Origin of the sequence: Streptomyces sp. TLI_146, from assembly GCF_002846415.1 — a bacterium.
Classification (GTDB): domain Bacteria; phylum Actinomycetota; class Actinomycetes; order Streptomycetales; family Streptomycetaceae; genus Streptomyces.
This window is the reverse complement of record NZ_PJMX01000001.1, coordinates 2,605,763-2,618,908: the sequence shown is the minus strand read 5'-3', so window position 1 is coordinate 2,618,908 and position 13,146 is coordinate 2,605,763. Positions and strand designations below refer to the sequence as shown.

12 protein-coding genes are annotated in these 13,146 nt (G+C 71.8%); 11 read left to right on the top strand and 1 reads right to left on the bottom strand.

Features of this window, described 5'->3' with window-relative positions; all coding sequences use genetic code 11:
- The first annotated feature begins 335 nt into the window (after window positions 1–335).
- From BX283_RS12005 to BX283_RS11970, 8 genes are all read left to right on the top strand, one after another.
- A complete protein-coding gene (locus BX283_RS12005) occupies window positions 336–1,190 on the top strand; it encodes an amino acid ABC transporter permease (protein ID WP_101387611.1) in 855 nt (284 codons plus the stop codon).
- Window positions 1,187–2,959: an FAD/NAD(P)-binding domain-containing protein gene (locus BX283_RS12000; RefSeq protein WP_101387610.1), complete on the top strand. Its 1,773-nt coding sequence runs from the start codon at window positions 1,187–1,189 to the stop codon at window positions 2,957–2,959. Before BX283_RS12005 ends, BX283_RS12000 begins: the two co-directional genes overlap by 4 nt.
- A gap of 67 nt (window positions 2,960–3,026) precedes the next feature.
- Window positions 3,027–3,779, top strand: coding sequence for an amino acid ABC transporter ATP-binding protein (locus BX283_RS11995; RefSeq protein WP_101392289.1), 753 nt, complete (start codon window positions 3,027–3,029; stop codon window positions 3,777–3,779).
- A 77-nt stretch (window positions 3,780–3,856) separates the two neighbouring features.
- The gene (locus BX283_RS11990; protein WP_101387609.1) at window positions 3,857–4,858 is read left to right on the top strand and encodes an LLM class flavin-dependent oxidoreductase; all 1,002 of its coding nucleotides are present in this window, start codon (window positions 3,857–3,859) and stop codon (window positions 4,856–4,858) included.
- Window positions 4,855–6,147, top strand: a complete 1,293-nt coding sequence (locus tag BX283_RS11985; RefSeq protein ID WP_101387608.1) for an NtaA/DmoA family FMN-dependent monooxygenase — start codon at window positions 4,855–4,857, stop codon at window positions 6,145–6,147. The genes BX283_RS11990 and BX283_RS11985 overlap by 4 nt, the downstream gene beginning before the upstream one ends.
- A gap of 5 nt (window positions 6,148–6,152) precedes the next feature.
- Window positions 6,153–6,941: a DUF1684 domain-containing protein gene (locus tag BX283_RS11980; RefSeq protein ID WP_101387607.1), complete on the top strand. Its 789-nt coding sequence runs from the start codon at window positions 6,153–6,155 to the stop codon at window positions 6,939–6,941.
- A gap of 195 nt (window positions 6,942–7,136) precedes the next feature.
- Window positions 7,137–8,042: a S1 family peptidase gene (locus BX283_RS11975; protein ID WP_101387606.1), complete on the top strand. Its 906-nt coding sequence runs from the start codon at window positions 7,137–7,139 to the stop codon at window positions 8,040–8,042.
- Window positions 8,043–8,202: 160 nt separating this feature from the next.
- Entirely contained in the window at window positions 8,203–8,682 is a 480-nt protein-coding gene (locus BX283_RS11970; protein WP_101387605.1) for a hypothetical protein, read from the top strand.
- 16 nt (window positions 8,683–8,698) lie between these two features.
- On the opposite strand, the gene BX283_RS11965 is transcribed toward BX283_RS11970, so the two are convergent.
- Window positions 8,699–9,604, bottom strand: a complete 906-nt coding sequence (locus BX283_RS11965) for a DUF4231 domain-containing protein (RefSeq protein ID WP_101387604.1) — start codon at window positions 9,602–9,604, stop codon at window positions 8,699–8,701.
- Between the two features lie 294 nt (window positions 9,605–9,898).
- Here BX283_RS11965 and fxsA point away from each other — a divergent pair, with 294 nt between their 5' ends.
- Genes fxsA through BX283_RS11950 form a run of 3 tightly spaced genes read left to right on the top strand, consistent with a single transcriptional unit; the run spans window position 9,899 to window position 13,091 of the window.
- Window positions 9,899–10,015, top strand: coding sequence for an FxSxx-COOH cyclophane-containing RiPP peptide (fxsA, locus tag BX283_RS41545; protein ID WP_101387603.1), 117 nt, complete (start codon window positions 9,899–9,901; stop codon window positions 10,013–10,015).
- A gap of 27 nt (window positions 10,016–10,042) precedes the next feature.
- The gene (gene fxsB / locus BX283_RS11955) at window positions 10,043–12,280 is read left to right on the top strand and encodes a radical SAM/SPASM protein FxsB, inactivated metallohydrolase extension form (protein WP_180357135.1); all 2,238 of its coding nucleotides are present in this window, start codon (window positions 10,043–10,045) and stop codon (window positions 12,278–12,280) included.
- Window positions 12,273–13,091: an aminoglycoside N(3)-acetyltransferase gene (locus tag BX283_RS11950; RefSeq protein ID WP_257582604.1), complete on the top strand. Its 819-nt coding sequence runs from the start codon at window positions 12,273–12,275 to the stop codon at window positions 13,089–13,091. The genes fxsB and BX283_RS11950 overlap by 8 nt, the downstream gene beginning before the upstream one ends.
- The last annotated feature ends 55 nt before the right edge of the window (window positions 13,092–13,146 follow it).

Below are 13,146 nucleotides of genomic sequence, written 5' to 3'. Positions count from 1 at the left end.
GCGGTGTCAGCTGTGTGAAGGCGCGGGAGAACGGCGCGCGCGGGCGCCGTGGGAAATCCGTGCGGGAGGTCGGCTCAACAGGAGGAGGACCACACTCGACCGAAGTCGATGTGGGAGCGCGTGACCAGCCACTGCTGCGGATGCATGGCCCAAGTGGAACAGGCATCCGTATCCGCGTCAACTGCCGTGAGACGTACCGCCCACAGTGCGGACAGCCTTGACAACCGGCCGTACGCACCGCATAGCCTCGGGAACGGACCGTGCTGAGGGGCTGGTCCGCGCAGTGTTCGTGAAGGCATCACCGTGTTCGATCCCGGCATCCACGGAGCCTTCGCATGTCCCTGACCCTCTCGAAACAGCCGCCCGTCCGGCCCGACGACGGCCCCGGCCCCCAGCTCCGCATCGTCCCCGTCCGCCGAACGGGCCAGTGGGCGGCGGCAGTTGCCGTCCTCGTGCTGCTCGCCCTGGCGTTCGTCTCGGTCGTCCGCAACGACGCCTTCCAGTGGGGCGTAGTCGGCGACTACTTCGCCACGGCCGCCGTGCTGCGCGGACTGTGGCTCACCCTCTGGCTGACCGCCGCCGTCATGGCACTCGGCTTCGCCCTCGGCACCGTGCTCGCGGTGATGCGCCTGTCCGACAACCCTGTGCTGAGAGCGGTCAGTTGGGGATACGTGTGGCTGTTCCGCTCGACGCCGATCCTGGTGCAGCTGCTCTTCTGGTTCAACATCGGGGCGCTCTACCCGGAGGTCCTGGGCGTGCGCACGGTCGACCTGATGGGGCCGGTCACCGTCGCCGTCGTCGGCCTCACCCTGCACGAGGCCGCGTACGCCGCCGAGGTGGTGCGCGGCGGCATCCTCTCCGTCGAGCGCGGCCAGATCGAGGCCGCCCAGTCCCTCGGTCTCGGCCGCCGGCGCAGACTGCGCCGCATCGTGCTGCCGCAGGCGATGCGCTCCATCGTGCCGCCCGCCGGGAACATGCTGATCGGCACCCTCAAGGGCACCTCGATCGTCTCCATCATCGCCGTGCAGGACCTGCTCTACTCGGTCCAGCTCGTCTACCACCGCACCTACCAGGTGGTGCCGCTGCTCCTGGTCGCGACCCTCTGGTACATCGTGGTGACCTCGCTGCTCTCGATCGGGCAGTACTACGTGGAGCGTCACTACGCGCGCGGCTCGGCGGACGCCCGGTGACCGCGTCCGTGGTCGTCGTGGGAGCGGGTCCGCGGGGGACCGGTTTCCTGGAGCGGCTCGCCGCCAACCTCCCAGCCCTGTACGGGGACCAGCCGCTGGACGTCCATCTGGTGGACCCCCATCCGCCGGGCGGCGGCCGGATCTGGCGCGAGGAGCAGTCGCCGCTGCTGTGGATGAACTCCATGGCCGAGGACGTCACCATGTTCACCGACGAGACGGTCGCCCAGGAGGGCCCGGTGCGCCCCGGCCCCACCCTCGCCGAGTGGGCCGGGATCGACGGCCAGACCTTCCCCGGCCGGCGGGCGCAGGGCGCGTATCTGCGCTGGGTGTACGAGGAGGCGGTGGCCGCGCTCGGCCCCGCCGTCACCGTCCACGAACACCGCACCCGGGCGCTGCGGGTCGGCGGACCGCGCGAGGGCCGCCAGCGGGTGTGGCTCGAAGGGCGCGCCGAGCCGCTGGCCGCCGATCTGGTGGTGCTCACGCTCGGCCATCTGGACGCCGAACCCGACGACGAACAACGGCAGTTGGCGGACTTCGCCCTCCGCCACGGGCTCGTCCACCTGCCGCCCGACTTCACCGCCGACGCGGACCTGTCCGCCCTGCCGCCCGGCGAACCGGTGATCGTGCGCGGCTTCGGGCTCGCCTTCGTCGACCTGATGGTGCTGCTCACCGAGGGGCGCGGCGGGCGCTACGACGAGAGCGGGACCTACCACCCCTCCGGGCGCGAACCCGTCCTCCACGTCGGCTCGCGGCGCGGTGTCCCGTACCACTCCAAGATCGGCTACACCTGGCAGGGCGAACGGCCGCCGCTGCCCCGCTTCTTCGGGCCGGACACCGTCGACGCGCTGCTGAAGCGGCCGGGCCGCCCCGACTTCCGGCGGGACGTGTGGCCGCTCATCGACAAGGAGCTCGGCTTCGCGCACTACCACCGGCTCTTTACCGCCCACCCCGGGCGCACGGCCGTCGACTGGCCCGGCTTCGAGGAGAAGTACGCGGCGGCCGCGGCGGGCAGCCCCGAGCTGGCCGCCCTGGTCGCGGCCGCCGTCCCCGATCCGGCCGACCGCCTCGACCTTCAGGCGCTCGACCACCCGCTGGACGGCGTGCGCTTCGCGTCCTCGGACGCCCTCCAGGACGGGCTGCGCGCCTACATCACCCAGGACCTGATACGCCGTCATGACCGTTCGTACAGCCCCGATCTGGCGGTTTTCCTGGGGCTGCTCTCCGTCTACGGGCAGCTTCTGCGACTCGGTGACGTGGGCGGCTGGTGGCACGGGTTCTTCAGCTACCTCGCCTCCGGGCCGCCCGGCCCCCGGCTGCGCCAGCTGCTCGCGCTCTCCGACGCGGGGGTCGTCCGCTTCCTCGGGGCGGGCATCACCGTGGAGCGCGACGAGGCCAAGGGTGTCTTCCGGGCGGGCGGCGCCAGCGTGCCGGGGGAGTGGACCGAGGCGCGCGCCCTGGTCGAGGCGCGGCTGCCCGAGCCGTCCCTGGAGCGCACCCGCAGCCCGCTGCTGCGCGCGCTCCACCGGGACGGCGCGGACGTCTCCGCGAGCGGGCTGCTGAGCGTGGACCCCGCCGACGGGCGGGTCCTGGACCGCGCGGGGCGCCCGCACCCGCGCCGCTTCGCGCTCGGCCCACACACCACCGCGCGGGCGTCCGGCGCCTTCACCCGGCCCCGTACCGGCGGGCCCGCGTTCGCCCAGAACGACGCCTGTGCGCGCGCCGCGCTGAGCTTCCTGCGCGACCTCGCGTGTCGCCCGCTCAGCGCCTGATCCGGCGCCGCGGCCTCCGTTCCGTACCCCCCTCCCTCATGAAGGAACCCCCATGACCGCCACCGCCATGGTCGAAGTCCGTTCCGTACACAAGAGCTTCGGCGGCCTCGAAGTGCTGCGTGGCATCGACCTCGACGTCCGCGCGGGCGAGGTCACCGTCGTCCTCGGCCCCTCCGGCTCGGGCAAGTCCACCCTGCTGCGGACCATCAACCACCTGGAGAAGGTGGACCGCGGCTCGATCCGCGTCGACGGCAATCTGATCGGCTACCGCCGCTCCGGCGACAAGCTGTACGAGCTGCGCGAGCGGGAGGTCCTGAAGCAGCGCACCGGGATCGGCTTCGTCTTCCAGAACTTCAACCTCTTCCCGCACCTCACCGTCCTGGAGAACATCACCGAGGCGCCCGTCGCCGCGCTCGGCCGCCCCCGCGAGGAGGCGGTGGCCGCGGCGCAGAAGCTGCTCGCCCGGGTCGGCCTCGCCGACAAGGCGGGCGCCTATCCGGGACGGCTCTCCGGCGGGCAGCAGCAGCGGGTCGCGATCGCCCGCGCGCTCGCCCTGGAGCCGAAGCTGCTCCTGTTCGACGAGCCGACCTCCGCGCTCGACCCCGAGCTGGTCGGCGAAGTCCTCGACGTCATCAGGGACTTGGCGCTCCAGGGCACCACGATGATCGTCGTCACCCATGAGATCGGCTTCGCACGCGAGGTCGCCGACACGGTCGTCTTCATGGACGGCGGCCTGATCGTCGAGCAGGGCCCGCCCGCCGAGGTGCTCGACCACCCGCGCCACGAACGCATCCGCGCCTTCCTCGCCAAGGTCCTCTGACAGCCGACGCCGAAGGCCCAGCCCCTCCGAAAGCCCAGCCCCCGAAGGCCCAGCCCCCGAAGAAAGAAGTCACCGCCATGCCCGCCACCCGTCCACTCCACCTCGCCGCCGACATCGGCGGCCCGCCGCACTACGAGGCCCGCCACTACACCGCCCTCGCCCGGCTCGCCGAGCGGGGCACCCTGGACTTCGTCACGCTCGGGGACTCCTTCGCCCGGCCCGGCCTCGACGCGCTCGCCGTCCTCGCCCGGGTCGCGCCCGCCACCGAGCGGATCGGGCTCGTGCCCACCGTGACCACCACCCACACCGAGCCCTTCCACGTCTCCTCGGCCGTCGCCACCCTCGACTGGGTGAGCCGGGGCCGGGCCGGCTGGAGCCCCGAGGTGTCCACCACCGAGGCGGAGGCCGCGCTCTTCGGCCGCCGCCCCGCGGCGCCCCTCGCCGACCTGTGGCACGAGGCCCGCGAAGTCGCCGACGTGGCGGCCAAGTTGTGGGACAGCTGGGAGGACGGCGCCGAGATCCGCGACGAGCCGACCGGCCGCTTCATCGACCGCGACAAACTGCACTACGTCGACTTCGAAGGCCGTACGTTCTCGGTGCGCGGCCCGGCCATCGTGCCCCGGCCGCCGCAGGGCCACCCCGTCACGGTGATCGACGCGAGCGCCCCCGAGCCGCGCGCGGCCGCCGTCCGGCACGCCGACGTCGCCCTGGTGCGTGCCGAGGACCCGGCCGCCGCCCGCGCCCTGCGCGAGGAGCTGCGCGACCGGGCCCGGGCCCACGGCCGCGACCCCGAGCGGCTGCGGGTGCTCGTCTCGCTCCCGGTCGAACTGCACACCACCGCCGACGCGGTCGCCCTCGCCGGGCTCATCGGCGACTGGTACGAACAGGGCGCCGCCGAGGGCTTCCAGCTCCGCCCGGCCGAGCCCGAGCGCGATCTGGCGCTGCTCGTCGACGGGACCGTACCGGTGCTCCAGCACCGGGGCTTACTGCGCCGGTTCTATCCCGGCGCCACCCTCCGCGAACACCTGGGCCTGGCCCGACCCGTCAACCAGTACGCGCACGCCGGGAGCCCGTCATGACCAAGCAACTGCACCTCGCCGCCCACTTCCCGGGCGTCAACAACACGACTGTATGGGCCGACCCGCGCTCCAAGAGTCAGATCGACTTCTCCTCCTTCGTGCATCTGGCCCGCACCGCCGAGCGCGGCCTGTTCGACTTCTTCTTCCTCGCCGAGGGGCTGCGGCTGCGCGAGCACAAGGGGCGCATCCACGACCTCGACGTGGTCGGCCGCCCCGAATCCCTCACCGTGCTCAGCGCGCTCGCGGCCGTCACCGAGCACCTGGGCCTGGCCGCCACCGTCAACGCCACCTTCAACGAGCCCTACGAGCTCGCCCGGCGCCTCGCCTCCCTCGACCACCTCTCCGGCGGCCGCGCCGCCTGGAACGTGGTCACCTCGTTCGACGCGTTCACCGGCGAGAACTTCCGGCGCGGCGGCTATCTGGACCGCGCCGACCGCTATACGAGGGCCGCCGAGTTCGTCGCGACCGCCCGCGAGCTGTGGGACTCCTGGACGCCCGACGGCACCCCGCGCCCGTTCGCCCACCACGGGCAGCACTTCTCCATATCCGGGGAGTTCACCGTCCCCCGCTCCCCGCAGGGCCACCCGGTCGTCATCCAGGCCGGGGACTCCGGCGAGGGCCGCGAGTTCGCCGCCTCCACCGCCGACATCGTCTTCACCCGGCACGGCACCCTGGAGGCCGGGCAGGAGTTCTACGCCGACGTGAAGTCCCGGCTCGCCCGGTACGGCAGGCGCCCCGAGGACCTGAAGATCATGCCCGGGGTGACCGTCGTCCTCGGCGACACCGACGCCGAGGCGCAGGAGAAGGCCGCCGACATCCGGCGCCGCCAGATCTCCCCGCAGAACGCGATCGTCGCCCTGGAGCAGATCTGGGGCCGCGACCTGTCCGCGTACGACCCGGACGGACCGCTCCCCGACATCGACCCGGACCCGGACTCCGAGCTGGTCAAGGGCCGGGTGAAGGTGGGCGACCCCTTCACCGTCGCCGCCAAGTGGCGGGCTTTGTCCGAGGCCAAGGGCCTCTCCATCCGGCAGACGGTCATCGAGACGAGCGGCCGCCAGTCGTTCATCGGCACCCCGGCCTCGGTCGCCGACCGGCTCACCGAGTTCGTCACGGCCGACGCCGCCGACGGCTTCATCCTCGTCCCGCATCTGACACCGGGCGGACTCGACGACTTCGTCGACCGGGTGGTGCCGCTGCTGCAGGAGCGCGGCGTCTTCCGTACGGAATACTCCGGCCCGACACTGCGCTCGCACCTGGGGCTGCCCACCCCCGTACGGAAGGGTTGAAGACATTGAGCACGGACGCGGCACAGGAGTGGAAGAACTGGCACGAACGGCGCGTCGAGAACGTCTCGGCGCCCTACGGCCCGCTCGCACTGACCGGCACCCACTGGCTCGCCGACGCAGTCGAGGGTCGAATTCCGGCCGTGCCGGGCGAGTGGCGCGAAGACGACGACGCGGTGGTGCTCACGGCCGCCGCGCGGGACGGGATCGTCCTCGACGGAAAGCCCTTCAGCGGCGAGGTGCGGCTGACCGCCGACCACACGCCGGTCGGCGAGTCCCGGCTGGCCCAGGGCGCGCGGCGGCTCGTGGTGCTCCGCCGCGAAGGGCTGTGGGCGGTACGCGTCTGGGACCCGGAGGCCGAGCGCCGGCGCGCCTTCGCGGGCATCGAGGCGACGCCGTACGAGGCGCGCTGGGCGGTGCCCGCCGTCTTCCGCCCGTACGAGGGGACGCGGACCGTACGGGTGGCGAACGCCGACGGGGTGGAGCGCGGGCTCGGCCTCGGCGGGGAGCTCGCCTTCGCGCTCGACGGCCGGGAGCACACCCTCCAGGTCGCGGTCGAGGACGACGGCGCGCTCTGGGCGGTGTTCGCCGATGCGACCAGCGGGGATTCGACCTTCCGGTTCCGTTTCCTGCGCCCCGGCGCACCGGATGCGCAAGGACGGCTCACGGTGGACTTCAACCGCGCACTGCTGCCGCCGTGCGCCTTCGCCGAGCACTTCATCTGTCCCTTCCCGCCCCCGGGCAACACCCTCGACACGGCGGTCGCGGCGGGCGAGCGGACCGTCCTCACCCGCTGACCCACCGGCTCCGAAACCCCCAACGGCCCGGCCGAAAGGCGCCCTTGCGCCCGACGGCCGGGCCGCCGAATACTCCCTCCCAGCGCTTGTCAGGAGCACGGCTTGCGCTCAACAGTGCTGCCGTCAGCTCCGGCTGCGCCTCACGGGGTCCCCCACCCAACTCGGGCCCCTCGATTCCCCTCGGGAGGAACAGAAGTGAGGATCAAGCGCACCACCCCCACGCACCACCGCGGTCTCGCGAGACGCACCAAGGCAGTCGCCCTCACCGCCGGGCTCCTCGCCGCCGGCGCCCTCGCGATCCCCACCGCGAGCGCCACCCCGTCCCAGGTGTTCAGCGCCACCCAGCTCTCGGCCGCGAGCAGTGCCGTGCTCGGCGCCGATGTCGCGGGCACCGCCTGGAACGTCGACCCCGCCACCCACACGCTGGTCGTGACCGCCGACTCCACCGTGAGCAAGGCCGACATAGCCAAGATCAAACGACAGGCCGGCGCCAACGCGTCCGCCATACGCGTCGAGCGCACCCCCGGCAAGTTCAGCAAGCTGCTCTCCGGCGGCGACGCCATCTACGCGCCGAGCTGGCGCTGCTCCCTCGGCTTCAACGTCAAGAAGGGCAGCACCTACTACTTCCTGACGGCCGGTCACTGCACCGAGGGCAAGCCGCCCTGGTACACCAGCTCCTCGCACTCCACCAGCATCGGCCCCACCGTGGGCACCAGCTTCCCGGGCAACGACTACGGCCTCGTGCAGTACACCAACACCTCGCTCACCCACCCGAGCGCCGTGGGCAGCCAGCACATCAGCAGCGCGGCCAACCCCACGGTCGGCCAGACCGTCACCCGGCGCGGCTCCACCACCGGCATCCACAGCGGCCGGGTCACCGCGCTCAACGCCACCGTCAACTACGGCGGCGGTGACATCGTGTACGGCCTGATCAAGACCACGGTGTGCGCCGAGCCCGGCGACTCCGGCGGCCCGCTCTACGCCGGTTCGACCGCCCTCGGCCTCACCTCCGGCGGCAGCGGCAACTGCTCCTCCGGCGGCACGACCTTCTTCCAGCCCGTGGTCGAGGCCATGAACGCCTATGGCGTGACCCTCTTCTGACGGCAGATCACCTCGCTGCCACGGCAGCGGCGAGCCCTCGTCCGGCCGATGGACGGGGGCTCGTTCCCTGCGCCCCTCCGTTGGCCACGACTGGACGCGATGCGCCTTTTTGGGAGGATGGTCACGGCGGAGAGGCGACCGGACACCACGGGGTGAGTCAGTGAAACGCATCGGAGTGACCGGTCACCGAGACATTCCCTCCGAGGCGCTGGGGGAGATCCGCAGCTGTCTGCGGAGCCTGCTCTGCGGACACGACGGTTCGCTTGAAGCCCTCTCCAGCCTCGCGGCCGGCGCGGACCAGCTGTTCGCCTCCATCGCCCTGGAGTGCGGCGCCTCCCTGACCGTGGTCATTCCCAGCGGCGACTACGAGAACGGCTTCGCGGACGCCGCCGAACTCGCCCGCTACCAGGGCCTGCGGAGAAGAGCCGCCCAGGAGGTCCGGATGGACTTCCCGCACGCGACGGACGAGGCGTACTACGCGGCCGGCGCCTATATCGCGGACAACTGCGACCGGTTGGTCGCCGTCTGGGACGGCCAGCCCGCACGGGGCCTCGGCGGCACCGGCGACATCGTCCAGTACGCCCGCGGCCTGGGCAAAGCGGTCACGGTGGTGTGGTGCGACGGGGTGCGCCGCCCGTAGGAGCCGTAAAAGGCGATCAACTGCGGAGCCGGGCCAGCCAGTCGGTGTGCTGGGGCGACACGACCCGCTCGGTCTCGTACACCGCGGCCGGCCACTCCCGCTCGCTGACCGTGTTCTCCATGGCCACGTGCATCTCCTTGAGGTCCTGCTCCACCAGGGAGTGCGCCGAGATCAGCGGCTGGTGGCGGCGGATCTCGCTCCACGCCAGACACGCGGCGGCCGCCGCCGAGAGCAGCCCGGCCGCCTTGACGCCCTCGGCCGCGCCGAACATGTGCAGCGTCGCGAAGAGCAACGCGAGAACGGTGAGCAGGGTGATCGCCGAGGTCCACAGCGCGGTGGCCCGCTTGGAGGCCTCCTGCCGGCGCCGGTACCAGTTGCGCTGCTCGATGAGCCGGTCCCGGACGTACGTCTCCTTGCGTACGGTGAACGCCTTCCCCCGTAACTCCCGCATGGGGGCGGTGACGAGGGGCTCATCGGCCAGGCCCGACGCCGGGTCCTCGCGCGGGTCCTGCCAGCCGACCTTGCGCAGTTCCCGCAGTCCTTCCTCCAGACGGAGGGTGAACAGACCTTCGGGATCGGGCGCCTGGGAGTCGAAGGGAGCGCCGTGCACGGCATAGCGCCAGCACATGGATTTGATGAACTCGGCCGCCGAACGGTTCAGTTGCCAATGCGATTTCGCATGCCCGCGGGCGGCGCGGAAACTCACCGCGAGCACCCCCGCGTACGCCAGTGCGCTGAGCGCGCTCGTCAGCCTGAAGTCACCACCGAGCGTCATCTTCCACGGCAGTGCCGCCAGCGCCGCCCCCACCACCAGCAGGCACAACTGCCAGCGGGTGCCGTTCACCGCGGCCCGCTGGCGCCCTATCGCGAGTGAGTCCGCGTGATGGAAGAGACCCGGCAGGTCGGCGTTGCGGAAGACCATGCTTTGCAGAGGACCGGGAATCGCCGTCACATCCACCCCTGTCTGCGGTTTTAGTCATCACTCTTTCGATGGAACGACCCGTTCCGTACACCTTCGGCTAATGCTGGGTCACGCGTTTGCGGCAAGCGGTCGTGCTCAGTTGCCAACAGTGGCCAAGAGAGTAAAGTCGTGCCGCCGACACTGCAACGGTGCATGTCGTCGGTACCACTGTCCACATGCAGGAATTACCCATCAAGGACGGCCGTGAAGACCTCTGTGAATTCTCTCTCCTTCGCCCCTGCGAAGAAGAGCCGTGTGCCCCTGGCAGAGATCGACGTCCGTGGCGCCGACGCTGCCAGGAAGCTCGGCCGCGTGCTGCCCTCGTCGATCGGCCGCCCCGTGCAGGCGTCGACCTTCAACTCGGCGCTCTAGTCTGTCGGAGAGCCCTAGACTGGCGGAATGACTGCACCCGTGGTCCCATTCCGCGAGATCGTGCTCAAGGTTCACAGCAGATGCGATCTTGCTTGTGATCACTGCTATATCTACGAAGCCCCTGATCAGAGTTGGCGTACCCGCCCCAAGGCAATCTCTGACGAGGCGATTTCCTGGACGGCCCGGCGACTGGCCGAGCACGCCGAGAAACACGTACTGCCCTCCGTGTCAGTGATCCTGCACGGAGGGGAGCCGCTGCTGGCGGGCCCCGCACGGCTGCGCCGGGTGTGCGAGGAGCTGACCGCCGCCCTCGACGGCGTCGCGGAGCTCGATCTGCGCATCCACACCAACGGCCTCCAGCTGAGCCCCCGCTACCTGGACCTCTTCGACGAGTTCGGTGTGCGCGTCGGCATCTCCCTGGACGGGGACAGGTCCGCCAACGACCGCCACCGCCGCTTCGCCGACGGCCGCACCAGCCATCCGCTGGTCCTCAGGGCCGTGGAACTGCTCCAGAGCGAGCGCTACCGCCACCTCTTCCTCGGGCTGCTCTGCACCATCGACGTGGCCAACGACCCGGTCACCGTGCACGACGCGCTCATCGCCCTGGACCCGCCGCGCATCGACTACCTGCTGCCGCACGCCACCTGGGACGCGCCCCCGGCCCGCCCGGCCGGCTCTCCGACCGAGTACGCGGAGTGGATCCTGGCGGTCTTCGACCGGTGGGAGGAACAGGGCAGACCGGTTCCGGTCCGGCTGTTCGAGTCCGTACTGTCGACGTTGAACGGCGGCCCCAGCCTCACCGAGTCCCTGGGTCTGGCCCCCACCGACCTCGTGGTGGTGGAGACCGACGGCAGCCTGGAGCAGGTCGACTCGCTCAAGAGCGCCTACGACGGCGCCGCCGCCACCGGCTTCGACGTCTTCCGGCACTCCTTCGACGAGGTCGCCGCCCATCCGGGCGTACGGGTGCGCCAGCTCGGCCTGGCCGGGGTCGGCCCCGAGTGCCGCGAGTGCCCGGTCGTGCGCTCCTGCGGCGGCGGGCTCTACACCCACCGCTACCGCTCGGCGAACGAGGCGGCGGGCCGGGACGCCTTCGACGGCCCCTCGGTCTACTGCGCGGACCTGGAGGCGCTGGTGCGGGGCGTCGAGGCCCGCACGGCCGCCCGCCTGGTCCCCGGCGCGCTCACCGACCCCGGCGAGCTCGTCGCCGCCGAGCACGAGCTCACCCGCACCCTGCTGGCCCGGCTGCACGCCGATCTGGCCGGGCGCGGCGGCGCCGAGTGGGCCGAGGCCTGGCGGCTGACCACCCTCGTCGACGGGCCGGGCCTGGACGAGGTGCTGACGCATCCGTACGCGCGCGGCTGGCTGCTCACCACCCTGGAGGCGCTGCGCACGGGCCGGCCCGACGCCGTCGCCCACGCCCACCGCCTCGCCGCCTACACCGCGGCCGCCGCCGTGCGCGGCAGGCTCGACGTGCCCGTCACCGTCGGGTACGCGGACGGCAGGCTGGTGCTGCCCACCCTCGGGGAGCTGAGGCTCGGTGCCCGGGGCGAGTCCGGCCGGGCGGAGGTGGTCTCGGCCGAGAAGGGCTTTCGGGTCCGGGGCGAGCGCTTCGAGCTGGAGGTGGAGTGCCCGCGCGAGCCGTGCGGCGACTGGCTGCCGGTGCGCGGGCTGGGCCGGGACGGGGCGCCCGATCCGGCACTCGACGACCTCGACCCGTACCGCGACTGCTTCGGCACGGCGGTGCTGCCGCGGCTGGGCCTGGCCGAGGCCGACGAGTGGAGCGGGCGCCTGGGCGCCGCCTGGGGGCTGCTCTCGGCCACTGTTCCGGGCCACGCGGCCGCCGCGGCCGCCGCGCTGACCACGCTCACCCCGCTCGCGGGCGCCGGCGAGCCGGTGGCCGGGCGGCACGGCTACGGGGCGCTGGGGGTGCCCGTGGGGCTGACGGGGGAGGCGTTGGCGCTGGGGCTGCTGCGCGGCTTCCGCAGGGCCAGGTTCCGGGCCCTGCGCGACGTGGCGGACCTGTACGCGCTGGACGGCGGCTGGCTCCACCGGGCCGACTGGCGCGAGGAGCCGGTACCGGTTTCGGTCCTGCTGGCCGAAACGCATGAGCGGGTGGCGGTCGCCGCGTACGACAGGAGTGCACGCACTCTGGCGGAGACCCGGCGGGCGCTGGAAGCTCTTCAGGGGGCGGCCGAACTCACCGTGGGCGGGAAGAGCCTGGTCGCCGACGTCCTGTTGGAGTGGGAAGAGGCAGCCCGTGGATGAGCGAGACCGAGCGGTGCCGGAGAGCGCGTTACGCGACGACCTGGTCGCCATGGGGGTCAACGAGGGGGACACCCTGCTCGTGCACGCCTCGATGAGCGGTCTGGGGCACGGCCCGGGGGCGCTGGGGCAGGCCCTGCGGGAGGCGGTCGGCGGACGGCTCAAGGGCACCCTGGTGGTCCCGGCCTTCACGCCGGAGAACTCGCTCACCTCGATCGCCCACCGCCGGCGGAGCCGGAGCGTGCTGCGGGATCCGGCCGCGTACAAGGACTTCAAGCGCAGAATGGAGCCTTTCGATCCGGACCGGACCCGCAGTCAGGGAATGGGCCGGTTGGCGGAGTGGGTGCGCACCTCGGAAGGGGCGGTGCGCAGTACGCACCCCCAGACCTCCTTCGCCGCCTGGGGCTGCCGTGCCCTGGAGCTGATGGAGGGCCATGAACCCGATTGCCATCTGGGCGAGAAGTCGCCGCTCGGCGCGCTCTACCGCGCCGATGCCCGGGTACTCATGATCAATGTGGGATTCGATGTCTGCAGCGCCTTTCACCTCGCGGAATACCGGTATCGGCACAACCCGCCCAAGAAGCTGTACAGCTGTGTGGTGCGGGACGAGAGTGGGCGTCGGGGATGGTTCCACTATCCCGACGTCGATCTCGACGACAGCGACTTCGAGGCGGTCGGGGCCGACCTTCCGGAAGAAATGCGCAAAGAGTGGCAGCTGGGACGGAGAACCGCCCGGTTGTTTTCGATCAAGGGGGCGGTGGACCATGCGGTGGAGTGGATGACCGAAAAGCGGCCTTGTTTGACCGAACGGTGAGGGGATGGAGCGCCGTGCGCTCCGGAATGATGTTCTTCAATACTGCAGGACGGGG

Bases quoted from the DNA above. Each gene is read 5' to 3' on its own strand.
- BX283_RS12005 (WP_101387611.1), top strand. From the start codon at position 336: ATGTCCCTGACCCTCTCGAAACAGCCGCCCGTCCGGCCCGACGACGGC.
- BX283_RS11995 (WP_101392289.1), top strand. From the start codon at position 3,027: ATGGTCGAAGTCCGTTCCGTACACAAGAGCTTCGGCGGCCTCGAAGTG.
- BX283_RS11990 (WP_101387609.1), top strand. From the start codon at position 3,857: ATGCCCGCCACCCGTCCACTCCACCTCGCCGCCGACATCGGCGGCCCG.
- BX283_RS11985 (WP_101387608.1), top strand. From the start codon at position 4,855: ATGACCAAGCAACTGCACCTCGCCGCCCACTTCCCGGGCGTCAACAAC.
- BX283_RS11965 (WP_101387604.1), bottom strand. From the start codon at position 9,604: ATGGTCTTCCGCAACGCCGACCTGCCGGGTCTCTTCCATCACGCGGAC.
- fxsB (WP_180357135.1), top strand. From the start codon at position 10,043: ATGACTGCACCCGTGGTCCCATTCCGCGAGATCGTGCTCAAGGTTCAC.